The following is a 22,767-nucleotide window of genomic DNA, read 5'->3' as shown; positions in this document are numbered from 1 at the left end:
AAGGTGCTGAGCTGGGGCGCCGGGTCCCGGAAGGTCGAGGTGGACGCCGCCGCCACGTCGTTCCTGACCGTGAACGAGAACCACAACAAGGGCTGGCGCGCCACCGTCGGCGGCCGGGAGCTGCGGGCCGTCCGCCTCGACGGGTGGAAGCAGGCGTGGATCGTCCCGGCCGGGACGAAGGGCGTCGTCACCCTCGCCTACGGACCCGACCGGGCGCAGCGGCTCGCCGTCGTGATCGGCCTCAACCTGCTGCTGCTCCTGCTGCTCGCCGCGGTGTGGCCGGCCGGCCGCCGGGACCGGGGCGGGAGCGGCCGCGCGCTGGTCGCCGGCACCGGCTGGCCCGCCTGGGCCGCCCTCGGCCTCGCCGCCGCTCTCGCCGTCTGGACGGCGGGCCTGCCCGGCCTCGCCGTCGGCGGGGCCGTCGCGGTCCTGAGCGGCTGGGCCCGGACCCGCCGCTCCGCCGTGGTGCGGGCGATCGCGTCCCCGTGGACGATCGCGCTGCTCATGCTCGCCGGGACGGGCTCGCTCGCCGCCGCGCACTGGCTGAAGGCGATCGACAACCCGGCGAGCCCCTCCGGGGTCGCGGCCGAACTCGTCCCGCAGCTGCTCGGCGTCGCCATCGCCGCGCGGATCGCCGTCGAGCTGTGGCGGCCGGGCGGCCGGGGCCGGATCGAGCTCAGCTGGGACGCGGCGCGGCCGGGACCCTCTCCCGCCGCTCCGCGGGCCGCCCGGCCCGCCGCTCCGCCCGCCTCCGGGACCACCGCTGCACCGGCCACTCCACCAGGTAGTAGCTCACCACCGCCGCTGCGATGGTCGCCACCGTCAGAAGCGGAAGATCCAGCGCCATATCGCCCTGGTGCAGACGGTTCGTCTGGACGAACCAAGGGTGGATGATGATGAGCTGCCAGAGGAACAGGCCGTAGGAGATCCGGCCGAGGAAGCGCATCACCCGGTTGCCGAGGACGGCGCCGAGCGCGGGATGCCCCGCCGGGGCCAGCGCGACCGGCGCGACCAGCGCCGCGGCGCACAGCCCGCTGAAGACCAGGTCGAGCACGGACGTCCAGAACAGGTCCTTGGCCAGCCACAGCGGCCCGGTCACCGGGGTCGCCGCGATCACGAAGAACATCGCGGCGGCCGTCCAGCACGCCGCCCACGAGTCGGAGACGGCTCGGCACAGCTCCGCGACCGGGCGCCGCTCGTCCAGCCGCGCCCAGACGGTCACCACCGCGAGCGCCATCCCTATCGCGAACCACGCGAAGTACCGCGGCGGCCACATGCCGAGACCGGGCCGGTGCCCCGGCCAGAACATCAGCACCGTGTACGGGAAGGACAGGGCGCCGTACGCGCCGATGGCGATCAGCAGCCGCTTCGCGCGCACCCCCACGTCCGGGCTGCGGGTGCGCAGCGCCCACCAGCCGAGGACGGACGCCGTCGCGGGCAGCAGCAGGTACCAGCCGACCTCGACGGCGAGGCTCCAGAGCTGGCCGAGCTCCGGCGGGCCGAGCGGCGGCCACCACTGGTCCGGGATGAGGGTCTGGGTGAGGGTGAGCAGCGCGGCCCACGTGACCGGATCGTCGATGTGGCCGCGCCCGAGCGTCGCCATGTAGACGAGGACGAGCACCCAGAGGGCGGGAAGGATCCGCAGCGCCCGCTTCCACAGGTACGACCCGGTTCCCGGCTTCGGCCGGCCGTCCAGCACCGCGGCCGCCCACGGCCGGTACAGCAGCAGCCCGGACAGCACGAAGAAGACGGGCACCCCGAGCTGCCCGCCGTTGAAAAGCCAGCGCGCCCCGTCCGGGTTCGTCAGCGACCCCGCGTCCGCGGAGACGTGGTACACCAGCACGGCGAGCGCGGCGACCGCCCGCAGGCCGTCGAGGGTGTTCTGATGACCCGAGATCGGGGGAGCCGCGACCCTCATGCCATGACCTCCCGGCCGTCCGTCTTCCGCAGGATGCGCGGAGCCTACCCGCAGGTGGCGGCGCGGAGGCAAGAGCGCGGCCCGCCGGGGCGGGGGCCGGTGAAGCTATTGGACGGGCATTTCAAGGGGTCCTGTAAAGTGACCGGACATGCCGGATCCGACCCTTAGGTCGGGAATCGACGGCTGTTCTCCGGAGGTTTTCCATGCGGCGACCGGTCGGCGCCATCCTGATCTGCCTGGGCGCGTTCTTCCTCACGCTCGCGCCCCTCGTGCGGTTCTATGTGGCCGACCAGATGGTCAGGGCGCCGCTGAACCGCTACAACATGACGCGGCTGGAAGCGCGGAACGCCACCTACCTCGACACCGCGACGCTCAAGCAGAAGACCGGTGCGACGCTCAGGGCGATCAACACCGTCCGCGGCGACGTCCGGGCCAACGAGGGCAACGACGACATCGCCGTCTGGGACTCCTCCACCAACATCTTCGACACGGCGAACCCGGACAAGCCCGTCCAGATCCAGGGCTACCGGATCGCGTTCGACCGCCGGACGAGCCAGCTCACCAACTGCTGCGGCACGAACGTGGACGGCGACGGCAGCGTCCACATGTCCGGGTACGGGCTGCTGTTCCCGATCGCGAACGTGCAGAAGCGCGACTACCCGTTCTTCGACATGTCGACGCGGCGGCCGGCGCCGATGCGGTACAACGGCGCCGAGAAGATCAAGGGGATCACCGCCTACCGGTTCACCCAGGAGATCCCGCTCACGAAGACGGCGTCGCTGGACACCAAGGTCCCCGCCCGGCTCCTCGGCATGGCCGCCACGGAGCCGGACCAGAGGGTCGACCGCTACACCGAGGCGTACAACTCCGTCTGGGTGGACCCGCGCACCGGCATCCCGGTCAAGCACCGCCAGAACATCCGCAGCACCGTCCAGACCCCCGACGGCCGCGGCAAGATGATCGTCGCGCAGGCCGAGCTGATCACGATCGACGAGGACCAGAAGAAGCTCGTCGACATGTCGAACGGCACGGCCCTGCAGATCAACCTGGTGCGCAGCTTCATCCCGCTGGGCGGCGTCCTCATCGGGCTGCTGCTCCTCGTGATCGGCTCCATGATCGGCCTGCGCGCCGCCCCCGCCGCCCCGCCCGCGCCGCCCGCCCCGCGCCGCTCCGACGGCAAGTTCGGCGACGTCCCCCCGGTGGAGCCGGAGCCGGCGGCGCCGCCCGCACGCGAGGGGAGCCGGCCGCCGGCGCCGAAGCAGGCCCAGAAGCCGGGCCCGAACCGCCCGCGCCGGATCGGCGACCCGAAGGGCCGCCCCCAGGGCACCGGCCGAGGCCGCTGACTCCTTCCGCGAAGACCCCCATCCCGGAAGCTTCCGGGACGGGGGCCTTCGCGCGTCCAGAGTGATCACTGGTACCTGTTCTAGCTGTGTTCAAGGCGATTCGTCCTGGTCTCGGGACATCGGCGCAAATCGCTAACTAGAACCTGTTGCAGTTTTGTTCCGGCGCGCTTAGGGTCGGGGGCGTGCGGACACGAGTCACCGAACTATTCGGCATCGAGTACCCGATCTTCGCGTTCAGTCACTGCCGCGACGTCGTCGCCGCGGTGAGCCGCGCGGGCGGCATGGGCGTCCTCGGCGCCCTCCACTTCACCCCCGAGGAGCTCGAACTCGAGCTCAAATGGCTGGACGAGCACTGCGGCGGCAAGCCCTACGGGGTGGACGTCGTGATGCCCGCCAAGTACGAGGGCGCCGACATGGGCGACGCCGAGGAACTCCTCGGCAAGCTCCAGGGCATGATCCCGGCGCAGAATAAGGAGTTCCTGGAGAACCTGCTCGCCGAGCACGGCGTCGACCCGCCCAGCGAGCAGGCCGGCAAGGCGCTGCTCGGCTGGACGGACGCCACGGCCCGCCCCCAGGTCGAGGTGGCGCTCAAGCACCCGATCGCGCTGCTCGCCAACGCGCTCGGCCCGCCCCCGGCGGACGTCGTCGCGCAGGCCCACGAGCACGGCGTCAAGGTCGCGGGCCTCGCGTCCAACGCCCGGCACGCGAGGAAGCAGGTCGAGGTCGGCGTCGACATCATCGTCGCGCAGGGCACCGAGGCGGGCGGCCACACCGGCGACGTCGCCACGATGGTCCTGATCCCCGAGGTCGTCGACGCGGTCGGCGAGGACACCATCGTCCTCGCGGCGGGCGGCATCGGCCGGGGCCGGCAGATGGCGGCGGGCATGGCCCTCGGCGCCGACGGCGTCTGGACCGGCTCGATCTGGCTGACCGTGGACGAGGCGGACACCCCCGAGCGGGCGCTGCCGAAGCTGCTGCAGGCCACCTCCCGCGACACGGTCCGGTCCCGCGCCTGGACGGGCAAGCCGGCCCGCTTCCTCAAGACGGCGTGGACGGAGGCGTGGGAGGGCGAGAACTCGCCCGGCTACCTGCCGATGCCCATGCAGTTCATGCTGATCGCGGACGCCCTGCCGCGCATCCAGCGGTCCGGCGACGGCGAACTGGTCACGTTCCCCGTCGGCCAGATCGTGGGCTCCATGAACCAGGTCAAGCCGGCCGCCCAGGTCGTCTACGACCTGATCGAGGAGTACGTCGAGGCCATCGAGCGCCTCAACACCATCACCGAGGGCTGACCTCGTACGGCCTCGGAATGCCCCTGCCGTGGAAGCGGCAGGGGCATTCCACGTCAGCAGAGGGACGTGCTCGTGGTGCGAGGGCAGTCCTCGTGGAAGAACATCCCGCCCTCTCCGGGCCCCGCCCGCCACCGATCGACCACCCCGCCGCCGGCCGTGTAGGCCGTCACCGACGTGACCTTCCTATCCTCGTCCTTCATCGCCCCATCGGACATCGGCCCGGTCGCCCCCTTGTCGGGAATCCGCCTGCCCGGCGTCCCCGCGATGTAGTAGCCGTTGTCGACGGTGGCCCACACGGTGCGCCCGCCGGTCCAGGTGACCTGGACGCGGGAGACCTGCGGCTTCACCCGGCCCGCCACGGCGAAGACGATGCCATGACCGTCGTCGCGGACGCCCTTCGGCGAGGCCGCCTGCAGGTGCCCGATCGCGTCCACGCTGAGCGCGCCCTCGAACGCCTTCGTCCAGCGATGGAACGTGGGGAGGTCGGCGTTCCCCGTCGCGTCGCTGCCCGAGCAGAGGACGAAACCGCTGGTGCCGCCCACAAGGGCGAGGTGGCGCCTGTTCTCCTTGACGGCGACGAGCAGCCAGAAGTCCCGGGCCTTTCCGATGTCGGGACGGTCCTGCCCCATGTGGCCCGCCGGCGGCCCGTTGCGCAGGCACGCCCGCGCGAGGGCCCGCTCGGCGGCGGTGTTCGCCGTGGTCCCGTCCCTGGGGCCCGCGAGTGTGCGGCCGCCGTCCGGCTGTCCCGCGATGGGGACCGCGATCGCGGCGGCGGTCGCGACGGCGACGGCGGAGGCGACCCCCGACAGCCGGACGGTCCGGCGGCGGCGGGCGCCCTTCAGGGCGCGTTCGGCCATGCCGTCGACCGGTTCGGCGCGGTCGGCGATGCCCTCCAGCGCGTCCTTGAGCATCTGGTCGGTCATGCCGCACCTCCGGCGAACTCGAGTCGGGTGGCCAGATCGGGGACGATGTCGCGGAGCCGGGTGAGCGCCTTGTGCGTCTGGCTGCGGACCGTGCCGACCGAGCAGCCGAGGATCAGGGCCACCTCTTTCTCGGGGAGATCCTCGAAGTAGCGCAGGACGAGCACGGCGCGCTTTCGCGGCGGCAGCGCCAGCAGTGCCCGCTGCAGGGCGAGCCGCAGGTCGACCTCGCCGGAGCGGTCGGCGACGGCGAGGTCGGGGACGTCGGCCATCGCCGACTCGCGTCCCCGCCGCCGCCAGCGGCTGATCTGCTCGTTGTACATGACCCGGCGGACATACGCCTCCGGGTCGCCTCGGACGTGCCGCCAGCGGGCGGCCGTCCTGGTCAGCGCGGTCTGCAGCAGGTCCTCGGCGGCGTGCTGGTCGCCGGCCAGGACGTACGCCGTCCTGATGAGCCGGGCCGACCGTGCCGCGACGAACTGCGTGAAGTCCTCGCGTGCCTGTCGGTTCACGGAGACCTCCCTCGGTGTCACACCTACAGACGCCGGGAGGCCCCCGCGGCTATGCCGCCGGATCCGGATTGTCGGCCGTCAGAATCGCGTCATCCACGAGAAGGCGCGCGCGAGGAGGTAGTAGACCACGGCCGCGATGCTCCAGTTGATGTAGAGCTGCTCGTCGGGGTCGCTGCGGGTGAAGACGTCGTGGAACGGCGTGGCGAGCCAGCGGCCGGTGTCGAGGGTGGCGTCCACGAGCGTGTTGCCCGGGTTCGCCTCGCCCCAGGTCAGCAGCATGCCGAGGGCGAGGATCACGGCGGCGGCCCAGCCCGCGGCCAGGATCATCGCGCTGACCGGGTTGTGCCGGCTGCGCAGCCACCGGCGGCGCGGCCGGCGGTCGACGACCACGGTCCGCCCGGTCTCGTCGGCGGGGGGCGCGCCGCGGCGGGGGAGGCTCGGCCGCCACGAGCGGCGGGCCGGGGCGGGCGCGCCGGCGGTGTCGGCGGTGTCGGTCTTCGTGCGTCCAAGGTGCAGGGCCATGACCGGTCACTCCTTCTGCGGTTCCGTATGCGACCACGGGATCCCGCAGGGCGGGCCGTCCGAAACGTCGGGTCGAATTTCGGACGGCCCGTTAACCGGTCGTGCCCCTACTTGCCCTCGAACGCTGTGCCTACTTGCCCTCGAACACGGCGCCTACTTGCCCTCGAACACGGCGCCTACTTGCCCTCGAACACTGTGCTTACTTGCCCTCGAACACGGCGGGGCGCTTCTCCTTGAACGCCCGCGAGCCCTCCTTGGCGTCCTCGGAGCCGATGATCGGCCAGCCGATCTCGTCCGAGATCTTGAGGGCCTCCTCCTCGGGGAGGTGCGCGGTCTCGCGGACGGTGCGGAGGATGCCCTGGACGGCCAGGGGGCCGCAGTCGGCGATCTGGTCGGCGAGCTCGCGGGCCGCGGCGAGCGCCTGGCCGTCCGGGACGATCTTGTTGATGAGGCCCATCTCCAGGGCCTCCGCCGGGGTGACCGCGCGGGCGGTGAGCAGGATGTCCATCGCGTTCGCGTAGCCGATCTGGTGGGTGAGCCGGATCGCGCTGCCGCCCATCGGGAACAGGCCGCGCTTCGCCTCGAACAGGCCGAGGGTGGCGGACTCGGCGACGACCCGCAGGTCGGTGCCGACGAGCAGCTCGGTGCCTCCGGCGACCGCGTACCCCTCGATGGCGCAGATGAGCGGCTTGGTGGGCCGGCCATCGCGCAGGAGGCCCTTCCAGTGGAAGTCCGGGATCTGCTGCATCCGCTCCCGGACGCGCGGGTCGGTCGGCTGCTGCCCCATCGCCTTCAGGTCGGCGCCCGCGCAGAAGGTGCCGTCGGCGCCGGTGAGGATGCCCACCCGCACCTCGGGCGTGTCCGACATGTAGGCCCAGGCGTCGGCGAGCCCGACGAGCATGCTCGAGCTCAGCGCGTTGCGGGCCTCCGGCCGGTTCATCGTGACGATGACGACGTGGCCGTCGCGCTCGACGGTGCAGTGCTCGGTGCTGATGTCCAGCAGGTCCGCCATGGTTCTCCTCCATCGCAGCAGAAACAAGAACAGATTCTAGTTAAGCGGATGCGTTCCCAACAGGTCTTGCTTCGCAAAACGAGAACGTGATCTACTTTGCTCGCCGGGCGCCGCCGTGTGACGGCGCTCACCGTCGATCAGAAGTGGAGATCCGATGGGGTCGTTGGGCTTTTGGCGGTTGGCTCAGGCCGAGCCCGAGTGGGTCGCGGCCGTCGATCCGGACGGGACGGAGTACACCGCGGGCGAACTGCTGGCCCGCGCGAACCGGCTCGTCCACGGCCTCCGGGGGATGGGGCTGGGCAAGGGCGACGCGATCTGCGGCCTCGTCCCGAACGGCGTGGAGGGGCTCGTCCTCTACCTGGCCGCGCTGCAGGCCGGCTGGTACTACACCCCGATCAACTGGCACCTCACCGGTCCGGAGATCGGGTACATCGTCGCCGACAGCGAGGCCAAGGCGTTCTTCGTCCACGAGCGGTACGCCGGCGAGGGCGTGCGCGCGGCGGAGGAGGCGGGCCTCGACCCGCGCCGCCGGTTCGCGTACGGGAAGGTCGAGGGGTTCCGCCCCATCGCCGAGCTGGTCGCGGACCAGCCGGACACGCTCCCGGACGACCGCAGCAACGGCGCCACCATGCACTACACCTCCGGGACGACCGGGCGGCCGAAGGGCGTGAAGCGCGCGCTGATGGGGATCGACCCCGACGACAGCGCCGAGCTGATGACGTTCCTGCTCGGCATGTTCGGCATGACGCCGGGGACGCCGGCCGGCGGCGAGCCGCAGGCGCACCTCATCACCTCCCCGAACTACCACACGGCCGTCACCCAGTTCGGCGGGACGGCGCTGCAGATGGGCCACACGCTCGTCTACATGGACAAGTGGACCCCGGAGGACACCCTCCGCGCCATCGAGAAGTACGAGATCACCAACACCCACATGGTGCCGACGCACTTCAAGCGGCTGCTGTCGCTGCCCGAGGACGTCCGGAACCGGTACGACGTCTCGTCCATGAAGTGGGCGATCCACGCGGCCGCGCCCTGCCCGGTGCCCATCAAGCAGCAGATGCTGGAGTGGTGGGGCGACTGCATCTGGGAGTACTACGCGGCCACGGAGGGCGGCGGCACGATCGCCAGCCCCGAGGACTGGCGCGCGCACCCCGGCACCGTCGGCAACGCCTGGCCGATCAGCGAGCTCCTCATCGTGGACGACGACGGCGAGCCGCTCGGCCCGAACGAGCACGGCACCATCTACATGAAGATGGCCGGCGTCGAGTTCGAGTACAAGGGCGACAAGGAGAAGACGGAGAAGAACCGCCTCAAGGACTACTTCACCGTCGGCGACATCGGCTACCTGACGGAGGACGGGTTCCTGTTCCTGTCCGACCGCAAGGCCGACATGATCATCTCGGGCGGCGCGAACATCTACCCCGCCGAGATCGAGAACGAGATCACGATGCATCCCAAGGTCGCGGACGTGGCCGTGTTCGGCATCCCCGACGACGAGTGGGGCGAGCAGATCAAGGCCGTCGTGGAGCCCGCCGAGGGCGCCGAGGCCGGACCGGAGCTGGCCGCGGAGATCCTCGCGTCCCTCGAGGGGCGGCTCGCGAAGATGAAGTGGCCGAAGTCGATCGACTTCATCGAGACCATGCCGCGCGAGCCCAACGGCAAGCTCCTCAAGCGCAAGCTGCGGGACCCGTTCTGGAAGGACCGCGACGTTGCCATCTGAGCCGAACCACATTCTCGAGTTCCCCGGCGGGTACACGCGCTCGGTGGGCCCGGTCATCGGCCGGTTCTTCAGCGATCTGCGGGACGGCCGGCTGACCGGCGTGAGGACCGCCGCCGGGAAGGTGCTCGTCCCGCCCGCCGAGTACGACCCGGAGACCAGCGAGGACACGACCGGCGAGTACGTCGAGGTCGGCCCGGCGGGGACGGTCACGACGTGGTCGTGGGTGCCGCGCCCGCTGAAGGAGCACCCCCTCGACCGCCCGTTCGCGTGGGCCCTGATCCGCCCGGACGGCGCGGACACCGCGCTGCTGCACGCCCTCGACGTCGGCGTGTTCGAGGAGGGCGCGAAGCCCCCGAAGTTCCTGAAGACGGGCATGCGCGTCCGGCCGAAGTGGCGGGACGAGCGGACCGGCGGGATCGGCGACATCGAGTGCTTCCTCCCCGAGGTCACGATGATCAACGCGCCGACGCGGCTCGAGTACCGGATGAAGGGCGGCCGGACGCTCCAGCGGTTCCTGGAGGGCGTGTCCGAGGGCCGGATCCTCGGTGACAGGTGCCCGGTGTGCGAGCAGGTCATCGTCCCGATGAAGGGCATCTGCCCGCGCGACGGCGTCCCGACGACCGAGGAGGTGGAGCTGCCGCACACCGGCACCGTCACCACCTTCGCCGTCAACAACATCCCGGACCCGCGCGCCCCCGAGGTGCCGTTCGTCTCCGCCTACGTGCTGCTGGACGGCGCGGGTCTGACGATGCTGACGCTCGTCGCGGGCATCCCGGCGGACCAGGTCCGGATGGGCATGCGGGTCAAGGCCGCCTGGCGCCCGCGCGAGGAGTGGGGCCGGACCATGAACAACATCAAGTGGTTCGAGCCTCTCGACGAGCCCGACCTCCCCTTCGAGGCGATCAAGGACTACACGTGATGCGCGAGATCGCAGTAGTGGCCTTCGTCCAGACGCAGCACAGCGGCGAGGACCAGGGCCTGCACGAGACGGAGATCCTCGCTCCGGTCATCACCGAGATCAAGGAGAAGACGGGGCTGAGCCGGTTCGGGTTCACCTGCTCGGGCTCCTGCGACTACTTCCAGGGCGCGCCCTTCTCGTTCGTGTCGGCGCTGGACGTCCTCGGCGCGTGGCCGCCGATCTCGGAGAGCCACGTCGAGATGGACGGGGCGTGGGCCCTGTACGAGGCGTGGGTGAAGCTCCAGCACGGCGAGATCGACACCGCCCTCGTGTACGGATTCGGCAAGAGCACCCAGGGCGTCCTGCGGACGATCATGACGCAGCAGCTCGACCCGTACCTGCTCGCGCCGCTCGGCGTCGACCAGGTGTCGCTCGCCGCGCTCCAGGCCCGCGCCTACATGGAGCGCTCGGGCGCCAAGGAGGACGACCTGCGCGCCATCGCGGCCCGCTCCCGGGCGTCCGGCCGCGACAACCCGTTCGCCCTGCACCTGCCCGACCCGGAGGACGGCGACGAGTACGACGTCGCGCCCCTCTACCCGCACGATGTCGCGCCGATCACCGACGGCGCCGCCGCGATCGTGCTGGCGGCGGGCGACCGGGCGCGGGAGCTGTGCGAGCGGCCCGCGTGGATCACCGGCATCGACCACCGCAGCGAAGCGCACTCGCCGGGCGTCCGCGACCTGAGCCGCTCGGCGTCGGCGCGGCTCGCGGGCGAGAGGGCGGGCGCCGCCGGCATCGAGATTGCGGAGCTGCACGCGCAGTTCAGCCACGAGGAGCTGATCCTGCGGGAGGCCCTCGGCCTCGGCGAGGACGTGGACGTCAACCCGTCGGGCGGTGCCCTGTCGGCGAACCCGCCGATGGCCGCGGGCCTGATCCGGATCGGCGAGGCCGCGTCCCGCATCCATGACGGCAGCGCGTCCAAGGTGCTCGGCCACGCCCAGTCGGGCCCGTGCCTGCAGCAGAATCTCGTCTGCGTCCTGTCTGGAGAGAACAATGGCTAACGCGTGCGCGATCATCGGGATCGGGCAGACGGCCTACAAGACCAAGCGCCTGGACGTCTCCATGGCGGGGCTGCTGCGCGAGGCGGCCCGGCGCGCCCTCGACGACGCCGGGCTGACCTGGAAGGACATCGACGCCGTCGTGGTCGGCAAGGCGCCCGACCTGTTCGAGGGCGTCATGATGCCGGAGCCGTACCTCGCCGACGCGATCGGCGCGACCGGCAAGCCGCTGATGCGCGTGCACACCGCCGGCTCCGTCGGCGGCTCGACGGCGATCGTCGCGGCGAGCCTCATCCAGGGCGGCGTCCACGAACGGGTCCTCACGATCGCGTGGGAGAAGCAGTCGGAGTCGAACGCGACGTGGGCGCTGACGGTGAACTCGCCCTTCACGACGTCCCTCGTCGTCGGCGCCGGCGGCTACTTCGCGCCGCACATCCGCGCCTACATGCGCCGGTCGGGCGCCCCCGACCACATCGGCGCGCTCGTCGCGGTCAAGGACCGCGAGAACGCGCTGAAGAACCCGTACGCGCACCTGAAGATCCCCGGCATCTCCCGAGAGATGGTCGAGATGACGCCGATGCTGTGGGAGCCGATCCGCTACCTGGAGACGTGCCCGTCGTCGGACGGCGCCTGCGCGATGGTCCTCGCCTCCGAGGACGCGGCGAAGAAGGCGCCGAACAGGCCCGCGTGGGTGCACGGCACGGCGATGCGCTCCGAGCCGATGATGTTCGCGGGCCGCGACACCGTCAGCCCGCAGGGCGGCAAGGACTGCGCCGCGGACGTGTACCGGCAGGCCGGCATCACCGACCCGCGCCGCGAACTGGACTGCGCCGAGGTGTACGTCCCCTTCTCCTGGTACGAGCCGATGTGGCTGGAGAACCTCGGGTTCTGCGGCGAGGGTGAGGGCTGGAAGCTCACGGAGTCCGGCGCGACCGCGCTGGACGGCGACATCCCGTGGAACGCGTCCGGCGGCGTCCTGTCGTCCAACCCGATCGGCGCGTCCGGGATGATCCGGTTCGCGGAGGCGGCGCTGCAGGTGCGCGGCCAGGCCGGCGAGCACCAGGTGGACGGCGCCAGGCGCGCTCTCGGGCACGCCTACGGCGGCGGCGCCCAGTTCTTCTCGATGTGGATCGTCGGCAGCGAGAAGCCCTGACCCCCCAACCGACCCCCCGCGGAGGGTGTCCGATGGAGTACAACCACGCCGACCTGTTCGAGGGAGTCGCGGACGCGATCGGGGAGCGCGTCGCCGTCGTCTGCGGCGACCGGCGCCTCACCTACGCCGAGCTGGACGAGCACGCCAACCGCCTCGCGCACCACCTCGAGGCGGCGGGCGTGCGGCCCGGCCAGCACGTCGCCGTCCAGCTCTACAACGGGATCGAGTACGCGGCGGCGCTGCTCGCGACGCTCAAGATCCGGGCCGTCCCGATCAACGTGAACTACCGGTACGTGGAGAGCGAGCTGCTCTACGTCTACCGCGACTCCGACAGCGTCGCCCTGTTGTACGACGTGGAGTTCGAGGACCGCGTCGCGGCGACCGCCCCCGAGGTCCCGGAGCTGAGGCACCTGGTCGCGGTGGGCGGGAGTCCGTCGATTCCCGGCGCCGTCGCCTACGACGAGGCGCTGGCGGGCGCGCCGGGCACGCGGGGCTTCCCGCCGCGCTCGCCCGACGACACCTACATCGTCTACACGGGCGGGACGACCGGGATGCCGAAGGGCGTCATGTGGTCGACCGAGCAGATGCTGTTCGCGTTCTGGAACCCGACGTTCCCGCGTCCGCGGCGGCCGGAGGACGTCGTGGCGCTCGCCGCCGGCGGCGGCCCCATGGTGATGATGCCGATCGCGCCGCTGATGCACGGCGCCGCGCAGATGGCGACGTGGATCGGCTGGTTCATGGGCGCCACCATCGTGTACGCGCGCAAGTTCGACGCGGCCGACATCTGGGCGACGATCGCGCGCGAGGGCGTGAACTCGCTGACCATCACCGGGGACGCGATGGCGATCCCGATGGCGGAGGAGCTGGCGCGCGGCGGGTACGACACGTCCTCGCTGCTGGCGTTCGTGTCGACCGGCGCGATCTTCACGGGGACGGTCCGCGACCGCCTCCAGGGGCTGCTGCCGAACACGATGATCCTGGACAGGTTCGGATCGACGGAGTCGGGCTCGACGGCCGAGGCCACCGCGGGCTCCACCCCGGAGAAGGGCCTGAAGTTCGCGCCGGACGTCGAGAACGTCACCGTCCTGGACGACGCGCTCCAGCCCGTCAAGCCGGGTTCCGGCGTCCTCGGCCAGGTCGCCCGCACCGGCCACATCGCCCACGGGTACTACAACGACCCGGAGAAGACGGCCCGGACGTTCCCCGTCGTGGACGGCAGGCGCTGGCTCCTCACCGGGGACATCGCCACCGTGGAGGAGGACGGCACGATCGCCGTGTACGGCCGGGGCTCGCAGGCCATCAACACCGGTGGGGAGAAGGTCTTCCCCGAAGAGGTCGAGGCCGTCCTGAAGGGCCACCCGGGGGTCTACGACGCGGTCGTGACGGGCATCCCGGACGAGCGGTGGGGCAACCGGGTCGCCGCGGTGATCCAGCCGTCGGGCGAAGCCCCCTCTCCCGAGGAGCTCGACGCGCACTGCCGCAAGGAGCTCTCCGGTTACAAGGTGCCGCGTTCCTACGCGTTCGTTCCCGAGATGAAGCGCTCCCCGGCGGGCAAGGCCGACTACCGCTGGGCCAAGGAGGTCGCGGGGAAGGGCCCCGGCGCCTGACCGGACCAGGCTCGCCGGCGGGACGTGACCGCCCCGGGACGGCCCCTCTGCGTCCCGGGGCGGCTCCGGCCGCGGGGCCCAGAAGCGGCCGCCTCGGTCCCCCCGGCCGTGGCGACCGCCCCTGGGGTCGAGATCGACGGGCCTGGGCGAGTCCGGCGCGTCCGTGCGCCCTGGTGCGAATCCTGCGCCGACTCTGCTCGCACGCGTGGCTTGCGCGCTGCTCGCACGCGCTGCCGCGCGCGTGGTCGAGGCGGCCCGCCCGTCGAGGCGGTGACCCCTGACACGTGACCGTTTCGCCGCCGATCACACCGGTCGCGGACGTGACGTGGGTCACATGGATCCCGTGTTCCGCCCTGGCCGAACCGGGCTATTGGACTCGGTGTCCGATCTGCCAGACTGGGCGGCATGACGGACTCTTCGCGCGCCACTCGACGCCTGGTCACCCTGATGGCCGGGATGGGCGCCGCCCACTTCATCGCCCCGCGGCCCTTCGACGCGCTCATTCCCGAGAGCCTGCCGGGGAGCCCCCGCACCTGGACGCACCTCAGCGGCGTCGCCGAGCTGGCCTGCGCCGCGGCCGTCGCGTACCCGAAGACCCGCCGCAAGGGCGCCATCGCCACGGCCGTGCTGATGGCGGCCGTCTTCCCCGCCAACGTCAAGATGGCCCGCGACTGGCGCGAGCGCCCCCTTCCGCTGCGCGCGGCCGCCTACGGCCGCCTGCCGTTCCAGGCGCCCCTCATCGGCTGGGCCCTCCACGTCGCCCGCTCGTCCGAGTAGACGAGCGACACCCGCGCCCCCGCCGATGAACCGGCGGGCGCGCGGGTGCCGGGCCGTCACTCGGCGGCGGCCTTCGCCCTGATCTTCTGCTGGAGGGTGCGCACCTTGGCGAGGTTCAGCGCCGACGCCTCGGTGTAGCCCCGGAACATGGCCATCGTCTCGAAGATCGCCGTGTTCGTGCCGGCCTTGGCGGGCAGGCCCGCGCGCAGGTCGGCGATCGGGTTGAACAGGTTCCACGGGCCGCAGCCCGACGCCTTCGGGACGCCGAACGCGTTGTCCACGACCGTCGAGGCGAACACCAGCGGGTTGTCCGGGTGCGCCTCGATGGGCTTGCCGCTGATCGGCTGGTTCGGCGGCGGCGGGTTCGTGGTGAGGAACGTGAGGTTGAGCGTGATCGGGTCGGCGGCGCTCCCGACGTGGCAGGTGTCGCCGAGCAGCGGGTTGATCGTCTTGATCTTCAGCTTCATCCGGTAGGCGATGTTCGGGTCGTCCGCCGGGGCGACCTCGGGGTCGGCCGCGAACTGCGGCTGCGCGTGCAGCTGCAGGAGCGGGAGCACATCGGTGCCGGGGATGCCGAACACGCCGCCCGTCACCCGGATCGGCTCGCCCTTCAGCGAGCGGAAGACGAACTTCTGCTCCAGGGTGCTGGGGTCGAAGCCATTCGCGTAGGTGAGCGAGATCGGCTTGGTGATCGCCTGATCGATCTTGCCCATCTGGAGCCTGCCGCCGGTGATCACCACCACGCTGCAGAGCCAGAAGTTCGGGTCGGAGCCCTCGGGCAGCTCGGCGAGCGTCGGGCAGTCGTTCAGGTTCACCTCCGGCGGGATCGGCGCCGCGTCCCGGGCGGACGCCGACGGGGCCGGGGCGGTGAGCGCCAGGGCGCTCGCGGCCACGGCGGCGGCCGCCGCCGTGCGCCGCCGGTTGAACGGTCTTCTCATTTGTGCTCCCGGAAGGGTCGTGGTCCGCACGGTTCGCGGACGCGAACCGTGCGGACCTGGGGCGCGGCGCACCGCGCCGGTTGAGTGCGATGGAGCGGGGCTCGGATTCGGCGGTCAGTTCGCCAGGTCGGTGTAGGTCTTGAAACCGACGTACTGCTTGAAGATCGCGGTGTTGTTCCCGGCCGCCGCCGGCAGGCCGGAGTACAGGTTGACGGCCCAGTTCAGGGAGCCGCCGAGCCCGCAGGAGCGCGACCGCGGCACCGCGAACGCGTTGTCGACCACCGTCGTCTTCAGAACCGGCGGGTCCTCCTGGACGACCTCGGGCGCCGAGCCGGAGATGGGCGTGTTCGGCGGCGGCGGGCTGGTCGTGCCGACGGTGAGCGCCAGCTCGATCGGGTCGTCGTTCGTCCCGATGGTGCAGTACGAGCCGAGCAGCGGGTTCTGCACGTCCACCTTGAGGTCGAGCCGCAGGTTGCCGTTCTCCAGGCCGATGTGCCCGGCGTACCGCGGCTTCGCGTAGATGGCGGTGACGAACGGGTCGCCGAAGAGGCCCGGCTGGACGAGCATCTTGTCGGCCTTGAAGGAGCCGAAGACGACCTTCTCCTCCAGGGTGACCGGGTCGAAGCCGTTGGCGTAGGTCAGGGTGATCGGCTTGGTGATGGGCTGGTCCAGCTTCCCGAGCTTGAACGTCCCGCCGGTGGTCACCGCGACGTTGCAGAGCCAGAAGGCGGGGTCGGCGCCCGCGGGCAGGTCGGGGCAGTCGGCGAAGCCGATGCTCGGGATCTCCTCGGCGGCCGCGGACGGGGCCGTCGCAGCGCCGAGGACGCCGGCGGTGACGGCGAGTGCGGAGGCCGTTCCCAGCAGGCGGCGCCGGAACGTAGCTCTCATGGTGCGCTCCACAGGAAGAAGAAGGTGGCGACGGTGACGGGCCGCCCCGGGCGGGGGCGGCCCGTCGTCGCGGGCGCGGGGGGTGGACCGCGCCCGGAGGGAGGATGGACGTGCCGGTCAGGCCCGGATCAGGGCCCGACCGCCAGGAGACCGGCCGTCGGGGTCGGCACGATCTGGAAGTTGCCGTTGGCCGCGACCGAGGCCGGGCACCGAGCGTCGGGGGCGGGCGACGTCCTGCGCTGCAGGGACTGCCCGTTCAGCTTGCCCTGCGCCTGCGCGTTGCCGGCCACCGGCTTGTTCGCGCTGTTGTGGTTGTAGAGGTCCAGCGTGAGCGTCGTCGTGAGCGTGTAGTGGCACGTCAGCGACGGGATGCCCAGGCTCGGGAGCGTCAGCACGGCCTGGACGTGGGAGGGGGCGTTCGGCGGGATGGTGAGCGTCGCGTCCCGTCCGCCGGCGACGGGCGCGTGGTTCACCGTGCCGCCGGAGTAGGGGAGGTTCAGGGCGGTGATGGTGGTCGTGCCGCCCTTGTTGTTGGTGCACCCGGAGATGGTCACGCCGTTGAGGACGCCGCCGGTGCCGTTGGAGTTGATGTACGCGTCGAGCGTCGCGCTCGTGCACGTCGTGATGATCGCGCCGAGCGTGCTGACGCCGCTGATCGTGGCGTTGCCCAGGTTGCTCGCGCGGACGTCGCCGGAGTAGGCGACGCCGTTGGAGGTGATCGTGGCGGACGCGAGTGCCGCCGTGGCCGAGGCCATGACGAGCGCGGTGGCGCCCAGCGCGGGGACTGCGATGCGGCGGAGCTTCTTCATTCCTGTCTCGCTTCGGGGTGGGAATGCGGGAATGAACCTGATCGCCGGGTCGGCCTGGCCACAACCGAACGGCGATCCATGGCACCTGCACGGAACCATGAATGACCGTGTTCATCAAGGGAGCGGAAGGAGTCGGTAAGGGCATTGGCCCATTCGGTAATGCCGTCCGATGCCATTGAGAGCGGCCATAAGAGCGTCACGGTGACTGTGAAGTCCGTCACGGTCGGTACGGCCGCGCAGGTAGGCTGTGCGGCACCTCACGTAAGTGACTGCTGACCAGAGGTCACCGAGACCGGTTCCCGGGTGTCCGGATCCGGTCACCCGGATCCGGCGCCCCCGGCGGTCGCGATCGGCGTGGCCGCGACCGGTCAGGCCGGCGGCGGGGCGTCCGGCCCCCACCGCTCCGTGTCCGGGATCGCGAAGACGGCGATCAGACCGTTGAGCAGACGTGGGAGCTCCGCCGTCTCCCCGCGCCGGATGCGCGTGTAGGCCACCTCGTAGATCCCTCCGATGAGGGTCTCGCCGAGCAGCTCCGGCTCCGGATAGTGCGGGAACAGCTCCCGCATGTTGTCGACGACGATCTGCGCGAACGCCTGCTTCGCCTCGTCCCGCCGCGCGGCCGCCGCCGGCCCGGCCGCCAGGCACTCCACGATGCAGGTCCGCGCGCTGTCCGGATGGTCGGCCAGGAATTCGAGGAACGCGCCCACGCCGGCCCGCAGCCGGCCGAGCGCCTCCGCCTCGTCCTGATACGCGCGCGTGACATGGTCCATCAAATCCGCGACGTTCGCGTCGAACGCCCGCAGGAAAGCGTCCTCTTTGTTCTTGAAATGAACGTAGAACGTCGCTCGGGAAACGCCGGCGCGGCCGATGACGGAATCCACCGTCAGCTGCGCGTATCCGCTCGCCGCCGCGACCTCGGTGACGGCGGTCAGGATCCGCGCGATCTGGTGCTGCGCGACGAAGTCCCGGGAGAGGCTGTGGCGCCCCGACGGCAGCCGGGCGACCCCGCCGGCCTGCCGGGAGGTGCCTCCGCCGCCGTCGCTCATGCTTCCCCCCCGGGCGTCGAGTTCCTGGCATCGCACGCGTGCCCGCAACCGTAGCAAGCCGCTCGGAGCCCCGGAAAATGGCATGATCAAGGCCATCATGGAAGCGCTGCGTCCTGAAGACCCCCCGGAGATCGGCGGCTACCCCGTGCTCGCGCGGCTCGGCGCGGGCGGCATGGGCCAGGTCTACCTCGGCCTCACCGGCGGCGGCCGGCACATCGCGGTGAAGGTGATCCGCGAGGACTTCGAAGGCCCGCAGGCCCTGGCCCGGTTCCGCCGCGAGGTGCAGACCGTCGGCCGGGTCCGCAGCCGGTGCGCGGCCGCGCTCGTCGGCGCCGGGCTCGAAACGCCCCCGTACTGGCTCGCCACCGAGTACATCCCCGGCCCGACCCTCCGGCAGGCCGTCGTGCAGCATGGTCCGCTCCCGCCCGACACCTGCCTGCGGCTCCTCGCGGCCCTCGCCCAGGGCCTCATGGAGATCCACTCCCAGGGCGTCCAGCACCGCGACCTCAAGCCGGGCAACGTCATCCTCGCGCCGGACGGCCCCCGCCTCATCGACTTCGGCATCGCCCGCGGCGAGGACCAGACGCAGATCACCCAGACCGGTGCGTGGAACGGCACCCCCGGCTACGTGGCGCCCGAGGTGCTGCGCGAGCAGGCCCCCGTCCCCGCGTCCGACATGTTCTCCCTGGCCGGGACCGTCGCCTACGCCGCGACCGGACGCCCCCCGTTCGGCGGCGGCCCCATCGAGGCCATCATCCACCGCACCCTCAGCGGCGACCTCGACCTCACCGGCGTCGACACCCGGCTGGCCGGCATCCTCACCCGGTGCGCGGCGAAGGACCCCGCCCGGCGCATCACCCCGCAGGACGTCCTCCAGGAGGTCGGCCCCCTCGGGCACCCGGCCCAGGACCCCGCCTACCACCGCCTCGTCGGCGCGATCCCGCAGGCCCCGCTCAGCGTCGGCGAGGCCGCCACCGCCGGTCTCCTCCCGCGCGAGCGCACCCGGACCGGCGGCGGCCCGTCCCGCTCCCGGGCACCGATGCTCCTCGCCGCCGCCGCGGTCGCCGCCGTCGTGCTGACCGCCGCGGTCGTGACCCGGACCGTCCTGAACGGCCCCGAAGGCGGAGCGAAGGCCGACGCGGGCACGAGCACCACCCGCCCGGCGGGCACCGCGTCCCCCGGAGGCGCACCGACCGGGAGCGCGCCCCGGACCGGACCCCCGACCGGCGAACCCTTCGTGAAGCAGCCCGACCAGGACTTCCAGACGACGAGGTGGACCAAGAAGGGCATGATCTGCCTCCCGGCCGTCCGCAGCGAGCCGGGCTCCCCGCAGGACCTGCAGACGAGCGCCCCGCGCCAACCGGTCGCGAAGAACGACCCGGTGGAACTCTCCGCACGCTTCAAGTACTCCCGACCGAAGGACTACTACATCGCCGCGCTGGTGCGCCCGCCGGTGTGGATGCTCGGCAACGCCTCGAACGGCGAGACCCTCAGCAGACCCGTCAAGCTCCCGACGGACGGCGACGACGCGACGCTGCGCTACCCCGCCGACTTCCCGTCGGACCGGGGATACCCCATCGACCGCGGCGAGTGGACGGTCATCTGGCTCCACGTCCACCCGAACGGCGACGCCTACTACATAGGCTGCGACGGCTTCGAAGGCGCGTAGTCAATCGCAGTGCCCTTGGCGTCAGGCGCAAAGCGCCTTAGGCGCCGGTCGGGGACCGCGGTCAGGGGCGGTTCATGCCGTCACTATCACGGCGGAGCCGTGGCCGAAGAGGCCCTGGTTGACCGCTATGCCGGCTCGGGCGTTCTCCACCTGGCGGCCTTCCGCCCGGCCGCGCAGCTGCCAGGTCAGTTCGCATACCTGGGCGATCGCCTGGGCGGGGATGGCCTCGCCGAAGCAGGCCAGGCCGCCGCTGGGGTTGACCGGGATGCGGCCGCCCAGGGTCGTGGCGCCGGAGCGGAGGAGGTCTTCGGCGCCGCCGGGCTCGCACAGGCCGATGTCCTCGTACCAGTCGAGTTCGAGGGCGGTGGACAGGTCGTAGACCTCGGCGAGGGAGAGGTCCTCCGGGCCGATGCCCGCCTCCTCGTAGGCGGCGTGCGGGAGGGCGGAGCGGAAGGGACGGTCGGGTTCGGGGACGGCCATCGCCGAGTCGGTCGCGAAGTCGGGCAGGTCCAGGACGGTCTTCGGGAACGTCGGCGTGACCGTGGACAAGGCGGGGATGCGGACGGGCTTGGTGATGCCGTGCCGTTTCGCGAAGTCCATGGAGGTCAGGACGAGGGCGGCGCCGCCGTCGCTGGTCGCGCAGATGTCGAGGAGGCGCAGCGGGTCGGCGACCACGGCGGATTCGCGGACGTCCTCGAGCGTCACCTCCTTGCGGTACCGGGCGTTGGGGTTGGCGAGGCCGTGCCGGCCGTTCTTCACCTTGACGGCGGCGAAGTCGTCCAGGGTCGCGCCGTGCACGGCCATGCGGCGGCGGGCGGCGAGCGCGAAGTAGATGGGATTGGTGGCGCCGAGGAGGCGGAACCGCAGCCAGTCGGGGTCGTCGGGGCGGTCGCCGCCGACCGGCTTGAAGAAGCCCTTCGGGGCGGCGTCGGCGCCGACGACGAGGGCGACGTCGCAGAGGCCCGCGAGGATCTGGGCGCGCGCGTTCGCGATGGCCTGGGCGCCGGACGCGCAGGCGGCGTAGCAGGACGACACCTGCGCGCCCGACCAGCCGAGCGCCTGGGCGAACGTCGCGCCCGCGATGAAGCCCGGGTAGCCGTTGCGGATGGTGTCGGCGCCGGCGACGTACTGGACGTCCTGCCAGGTCAGCCCGGCGTCGGCGAGGGCGGTGCGAGCCGCGGCGAGGCCGTACTCGACGAAGTTGCGCCCCCACTTGCCCCACGGGTGCATGCCCGCGCCGAGGACGGCGATGTCACGGGTGCTCAATTGACCGGCCTCCACATCCACACGGTGTACTCGGCGTCGTCGTCGGTGTAGAGGACGCCCTCGGTGAGCTCGACCTCCATGCCGACCTCCAGGTCGTCCACGGTGACGCCGGGGACCACCTGGCCGAGGACGACCATCCGCTCGGTCTCCAGTTCCACGGCCGCGACCGTGTAGGGGACGAACGGGTCGGGGGAGACGTAGGGGGCGGGCGGCTTGTACCGGGAGTCCGCGTAGGACCAGACGCGGCCGCGCCGGGAGAAGGCGTACTCCTCCAGTTCCGACCCGTCCCTGGGGCCGGCGCAGCGCGGGTTGCGGCAGGCCAGCTCGTTGCGCGGGAAGTAGGGCGTCCCGCAGGACGCGCAGCGCGTGCCGAGCAGGCGCACGTCCCCGTCCGCGCCGGTGAACCAGCCCTGGATCGCCGGACGGCGCTCCCTGCCCGTACTCACGCCGGTCGTACTCACGCGGCCTCCCGTATCAGTCGCCTACCCGGCGGAGGGTAGCGACGGGGCGCCCCGTCCGGCGGGGCCGTCCCGGTGGGCGGGAGGAAACGGCCGGGGGCGACCTAACTGACTCGTCAGTCACTTGGATACAGTGACCGAGTCGGATTCTGTTCGCCGATCGGCCGGATGAGGAGCGTTGCGGATGCGGACTGGACTGCAGGGGAAGACGGCCCTGGTCACCGGGGCCTCCCGGGGGATCGGGAAGGCGACCGCGGTCGCGCTGGCGGCCGAGGGCGCGAACGTCGTGCTCTCGTCCCGCAAGCAGGACGCGCTCGACGAGGTCGCCAAGGAGATCCGCGCGGAGTACCCCGGCGTGGGGGTGCTGGCGAAGGCCGCGCACGTGGGCGACCCCGAGCAGGCGGAGGCGTGCGTGGACGCGGCGGTCGCCGAGTTCGGCGGGCTGGACGTCCTGGTCAACAACGCGGGCACCAGCCCCCACTTCGGCCCGATGACCGAGATCGAGCCGGCCGCCGCGGAGAAGACCGTCCAGGTCAACCAGTTCGCGGTCGTCCTGTGGACGCAGCTCGCGTGGAAGAAGTCGATGCGAGAGCGCGGCGGCGCGGTCATCAACATCGCCTCGGTCGGCGGCCTGGTCACCGAGCACGGCATCGGGTACTACAACGCGACGAAGGCCGCCGTGATCCACCTCAGCCGCCAGTTCGCGATGGAGCTGGCGCCGAGGGTGCGGGTCAACTGCATCGCGCCCGGCCTGGTGAAGACGGCCCTCGCCCGCGCGCTGTGGGAGGAGAACGAGGAGCAGATCAGCAAGTACATGCCGCTCGGCCGGCTCGGGGAGCCCGAGGACATCGCGAAGGCGGCGGTGTTCCTCGCTGGCGACGCGTCGTCCTGGATGACCGGCCAGACCATGGTGGTCGACGGCGGCTCCATCATCCGGCCCTCGATCGCCTAGGGGAGACAG

General features: G+C 71.8%; 21 protein-coding genes. 10 read left to right on the top strand and 11 right to left on the bottom strand.

Translation table 11 applies throughout. The features are described 5' to 3' along the window. Nucleotides 1-676: 676 nt before the first annotated feature. The gene (locus tag IE99_RS32955; protein WP_084219344.1) at nt 677-1,918 is read right to left on the bottom strand and encodes an acyltransferase family protein; all 1,242 of its coding nucleotides are present in this window, start codon (nt 1,916-1,918) and stop codon (nt 677-679) included. A gap of 203 nt (nt 1,919-2,121) precedes the next feature. On the opposite strand from IE99_RS32955, the gene pgfA reads away from it, so the two are divergent. Next, nucleotides 2,122-3,261 carry a cell envelope lipid trafficking protein PgfA gene (gene pgfA, locus IE99_RS0107500; RefSeq protein ID WP_051712186.1) on the top strand — a complete coding sequence of 380 codons (1,140 nt, stop codon included), beginning with the start codon at nt 2,122-2,124 and terminating at the stop codon, nt 3,259-3,261. A gap of 182 nt (nt 3,262-3,443) precedes the next feature. Then, nucleotides 3,444-4,553, top strand: coding sequence for an NAD(P)H-dependent flavin oxidoreductase (locus IE99_RS0107495; RefSeq protein ID WP_030165688.1), 1,110 nt, complete (start codon nt 3,444-3,446; stop codon nt 4,551-4,553). Nucleotides 4,554-4,606: 53 nt separating this feature from the next. Here IE99_RS0107495 and IE99_RS0107490 read toward each other — a convergent pair whose 3' ends face one another. The 4 genes from IE99_RS0107490 to IE99_RS0107470 form a co-directional block, all read right to left on the bottom strand. After that, nucleotides 4,607-5,476, bottom strand: a complete 870-nt coding sequence (locus IE99_RS0107490; RefSeq protein ID WP_030165684.1) for a hypothetical protein — start codon at nt 5,474-5,476, stop codon at nt 4,607-4,609. Next, nucleotides 5,473-5,985, bottom strand: coding sequence for a SigE family RNA polymerase sigma factor (locus IE99_RS0107485; RefSeq protein WP_030165681.1), 513 nt, complete (start codon nt 5,983-5,985; stop codon nt 5,473-5,475). The genes IE99_RS0107490 and IE99_RS0107485 overlap by 4 nt, the downstream gene beginning before the upstream one ends. Before the next feature lie 78 nt (nt 5,986-6,063). Then, complete coding sequence (locus IE99_RS0107480) at nt 6,064-6,507, bottom strand: hypothetical protein (RefSeq protein ID WP_030165678.1); 444 nt, start codon at nt 6,505-6,507, stop codon at nt 6,064-6,066. A gap of 199 nt (nt 6,508-6,706) precedes the next feature. After that, nucleotides 6,707-7,519, bottom strand: coding sequence for a crotonase/enoyl-CoA hydratase family protein (locus IE99_RS0107470; protein WP_030165676.1), 813 nt, complete (start codon nt 7,517-7,519; stop codon nt 6,707-6,709). A gap of 154 nt (nt 7,520-7,673) precedes the next feature. Between IE99_RS0107470 and IE99_RS0107465 the strand changes: the two genes are divergently transcribed. From IE99_RS0107465 to IE99_RS0107440, 6 genes are all read left to right on the top strand, one after another. Then, nucleotides 7,674-9,239, top strand: coding sequence for an acyl-CoA synthetase (locus IE99_RS0107465; protein ID WP_030165674.1), 1,566 nt, complete (start codon nt 7,674-7,676; stop codon nt 9,237-9,239). Further along, nucleotides 9,229-10,158, top strand: a complete 930-nt coding sequence (locus IE99_RS0107460) for a Zn-ribbon domain-containing OB-fold protein (RefSeq protein ID WP_030165672.1) — start codon at nt 9,229-9,231, stop codon at nt 10,156-10,158. The genes IE99_RS0107465 and IE99_RS0107460 overlap by 11 nt, the downstream gene beginning before the upstream one ends. Continuing rightward, the gene (locus IE99_RS0107455; protein WP_030165666.1) at nt 10,158-11,198 is read left to right on the top strand and encodes a thiolase domain-containing protein; all 1,041 of its coding nucleotides are present in this window, start codon (nt 10,158-10,160) and stop codon (nt 11,196-11,198) included. The genes IE99_RS0107460 and IE99_RS0107455 overlap by 1 nt, the downstream gene beginning before the upstream one ends. After that, the gene (locus IE99_RS0107450; protein WP_030165664.1) at nt 11,191-12,348 is read left to right on the top strand and encodes a thiolase domain-containing protein; all 1,158 of its coding nucleotides are present in this window, start codon (nt 11,191-11,193) and stop codon (nt 12,346-12,348) included. Before IE99_RS0107455 ends, IE99_RS0107450 begins: the two co-directional genes overlap by 8 nt. A gap of 32 nt (nt 12,349-12,380) precedes the next feature. Then, nucleotides 12,381-13,955: an acyl-CoA synthetase gene (locus tag IE99_RS0107445; protein WP_030165663.1), complete on the top strand. Its 1,575-nt coding sequence runs from the start codon at nt 12,381-12,383 to the stop codon at nt 13,953-13,955. Nucleotides 13,956-14,360: 405 nt separating this feature from the next. Beyond that, a complete protein-coding gene (locus IE99_RS0107440; protein WP_030165655.1) occupies nt 14,361-14,732 on the top strand; it encodes a DoxX family protein in 372 nt (123 codons plus the stop codon). 56 nt (nt 14,733-14,788) lie between these two features. On the opposite strand, the gene IE99_RS0107435 is transcribed toward IE99_RS0107440, so the two are convergent. From IE99_RS0107435 to IE99_RS0107420, 4 genes are all read right to left on the bottom strand, one after another. Next, nucleotides 14,789-15,670 carry a hypothetical protein gene (locus tag IE99_RS0107435; protein ID WP_030165653.1) on the bottom strand — a complete coding sequence of 294 codons (882 nt, stop codon included), beginning with the start codon at nt 15,668-15,670 and terminating at the stop codon, nt 14,789-14,791. Between the two features lie 114 nt (nt 15,671-15,784). Beyond that, nucleotides 15,785-16,558 (bottom strand): hypothetical protein, encoded by a 774-nt coding sequence (locus IE99_RS0107430; protein WP_030165651.1) that lies wholly within the window; start codon nt 16,556-16,558, stop codon nt 15,785-15,787. A 128-nt stretch (nt 16,559-16,686) separates the two neighbouring features. Beyond that, complete coding sequence (locus tag IE99_RS0107425; protein WP_030165648.1) at nt 16,687-17,367, bottom strand: hypothetical protein; 681 nt, start codon at nt 17,365-17,367, stop codon at nt 16,687-16,689. Between the two features lie 368 nt (nt 17,368-17,735). Continuing rightward, complete coding sequence (locus tag IE99_RS0107420) at nt 17,736-18,413, bottom strand: TetR/AcrR family transcriptional regulator (protein WP_051712182.1); 678 nt, start codon at nt 18,411-18,413, stop codon at nt 17,736-17,738. Between the two features lie 82 nt (nt 18,414-18,495). On the opposite strand from IE99_RS0107420, the gene IE99_RS30115 reads away from it, so the two are divergent. Further along, nucleotides 18,496-20,082, top strand: a complete 1,587-nt coding sequence (locus IE99_RS30115) for a serine/threonine-protein kinase (protein WP_051712180.1) — start codon at nt 18,496-18,498, stop codon at nt 20,080-20,082. Nucleotides 20,083-20,154: 72 nt separating this feature from the next. Here IE99_RS30115 and IE99_RS0107410 read toward each other — a convergent pair whose 3' ends face one another. Both IE99_RS0107410 and IE99_RS0107405 read right to left on the bottom strand, forming a co-directional pair. Continuing rightward, on the bottom strand, nt 20,155-21,312 hold the full coding sequence (locus tag IE99_RS0107410) for a lipid-transfer protein (RefSeq protein WP_030165639.1): 1,158 nt from the start codon (nt 21,310-21,312) through the stop codon (nt 20,155-20,157). Nucleotides 21,313-21,344: 32 nt separating this feature from the next. Continuing rightward, nucleotides 21,345-21,809, bottom strand: a complete 465-nt coding sequence (locus IE99_RS0107405) for a Zn-ribbon domain-containing OB-fold protein (RefSeq protein ID WP_245623094.1) — start codon at nt 21,807-21,809, stop codon at nt 21,345-21,347. Nucleotides 21,810-21,990: 181 nt separating this feature from the next. On the opposite strand from IE99_RS0107405, the gene IE99_RS0107400 reads away from it, so the two are divergent. Then, nucleotides 21,991-22,758 carry an SDR family oxidoreductase gene (locus IE99_RS0107400; RefSeq protein ID WP_030165635.1) on the top strand — a complete coding sequence of 256 codons (768 nt, stop codon included), beginning with the start codon at nt 21,991-21,993 and terminating at the stop codon, nt 22,756-22,758. Nucleotides 22,759-22,767 lie beyond the last annotated feature (9 nt).

It is taken from the genome of Spirillospora albida, assembly GCF_000718255.1.
Taxonomy (GTDB): domain Bacteria; phylum Actinomycetota; class Actinomycetes; order Streptosporangiales; family Streptosporangiaceae; genus Spirillospora; species Spirillospora albida.
Note: the sequence above shows the minus strand (reverse complement) of the source record. Positions and strands in the feature narration are given on the sequence as shown.

Coding starts and splice junctions, on each gene's coding strand:
- IE99_RS32955 (WP_084219344.1), bottom strand. CDS start 1,918: ATGAGGGTCGCGGCTCCCCCGATCTCGGGTCATCAGAACACCCTCGAC.
- pgfA (WP_051712186.1), top strand. CDS start 2,122: ATGCGGCGACCGGTCGGCGCCATCCTGATCTGCCTGGGCGCGTTCTTC.
- IE99_RS0107490 (WP_030165684.1), bottom strand. CDS start 5,476: ATGACCGACCAGATGCTCAAGGACGCGCTGGAGGGCATCGCCGACCGC.
- IE99_RS0107480 (WP_030165678.1), bottom strand. CDS start 6,507: ATGGCCCTGCACCTTGGACGCACGAAGACCGACACCGCCGACACCGCC.
- IE99_RS0107470 (WP_030165676.1), bottom strand. CDS start 7,519: ATGGCGGACCTGCTGGACATCAGCACCGAGCACTGCACCGTCGAGCGC.
- IE99_RS0107465 (WP_030165674.1), top strand. CDS start 7,674: ATGGGGTCGTTGGGCTTTTGGCGGTTGGCTCAGGCCGAGCCCGAGTGG.
- IE99_RS0107455 (WP_030165666.1), top strand. CDS start 10,158: ATGCGCGAGATCGCAGTAGTGGCCTTCGTCCAGACGCAGCACAGCGGC.
- IE99_RS0107450 (WP_030165664.1), top strand. CDS start 11,191: ATGGCTAACGCGTGCGCGATCATCGGGATCGGGCAGACGGCCTACAAG.
- IE99_RS0107445 (WP_030165663.1), top strand. CDS start 12,381: ATGGAGTACAACCACGCCGACCTGTTCGAGGGAGTCGCGGACGCGATC.
- IE99_RS0107440 (WP_030165655.1), top strand. CDS start 14,361: ATGACGGACTCTTCGCGCGCCACTCGACGCCTGGTCACCCTGATGGCC.
- IE99_RS0107435 (WP_030165653.1), bottom strand. CDS start 15,670: ATGAGAAGACCGTTCAACCGGCGGCGCACGGCGGCGGCCGCCGCCGTG.
- IE99_RS0107430 (WP_030165651.1), bottom strand. CDS start 16,558: ATGAGAGCTACGTTCCGGCGCCGCCTGCTGGGAACGGCCTCCGCACTC.
- IE99_RS0107425 (WP_030165648.1), bottom strand. CDS start 17,367: ATGAAGAAGCTCCGCCGCATCGCAGTCCCCGCGCTGGGCGCCACCGCG.
- IE99_RS0107420 (WP_051712182.1), bottom strand. CDS start 18,413: ATGAGCGACGGCGGCGGAGGCACCTCCCGGCAGGCCGGCGGGGTCGCC.
- IE99_RS30115 (WP_051712180.1), top strand. CDS start 18,496: ATGATCAAGGCCATCATGGAAGCGCTGCGTCCTGAAGACCCCCCGGAG.
- IE99_RS0107410 (WP_030165639.1), bottom strand. CDS start 21,312: ATGCACCCGTGGGGCAAGTGGGGGCGCAACTTCGTCGAGTACGGCCTC.
- IE99_RS0107400 (WP_030165635.1), top strand. CDS start 21,991: ATGCGGACTGGACTGCAGGGGAAGACGGCCCTGGTCACCGGGGCCTCC.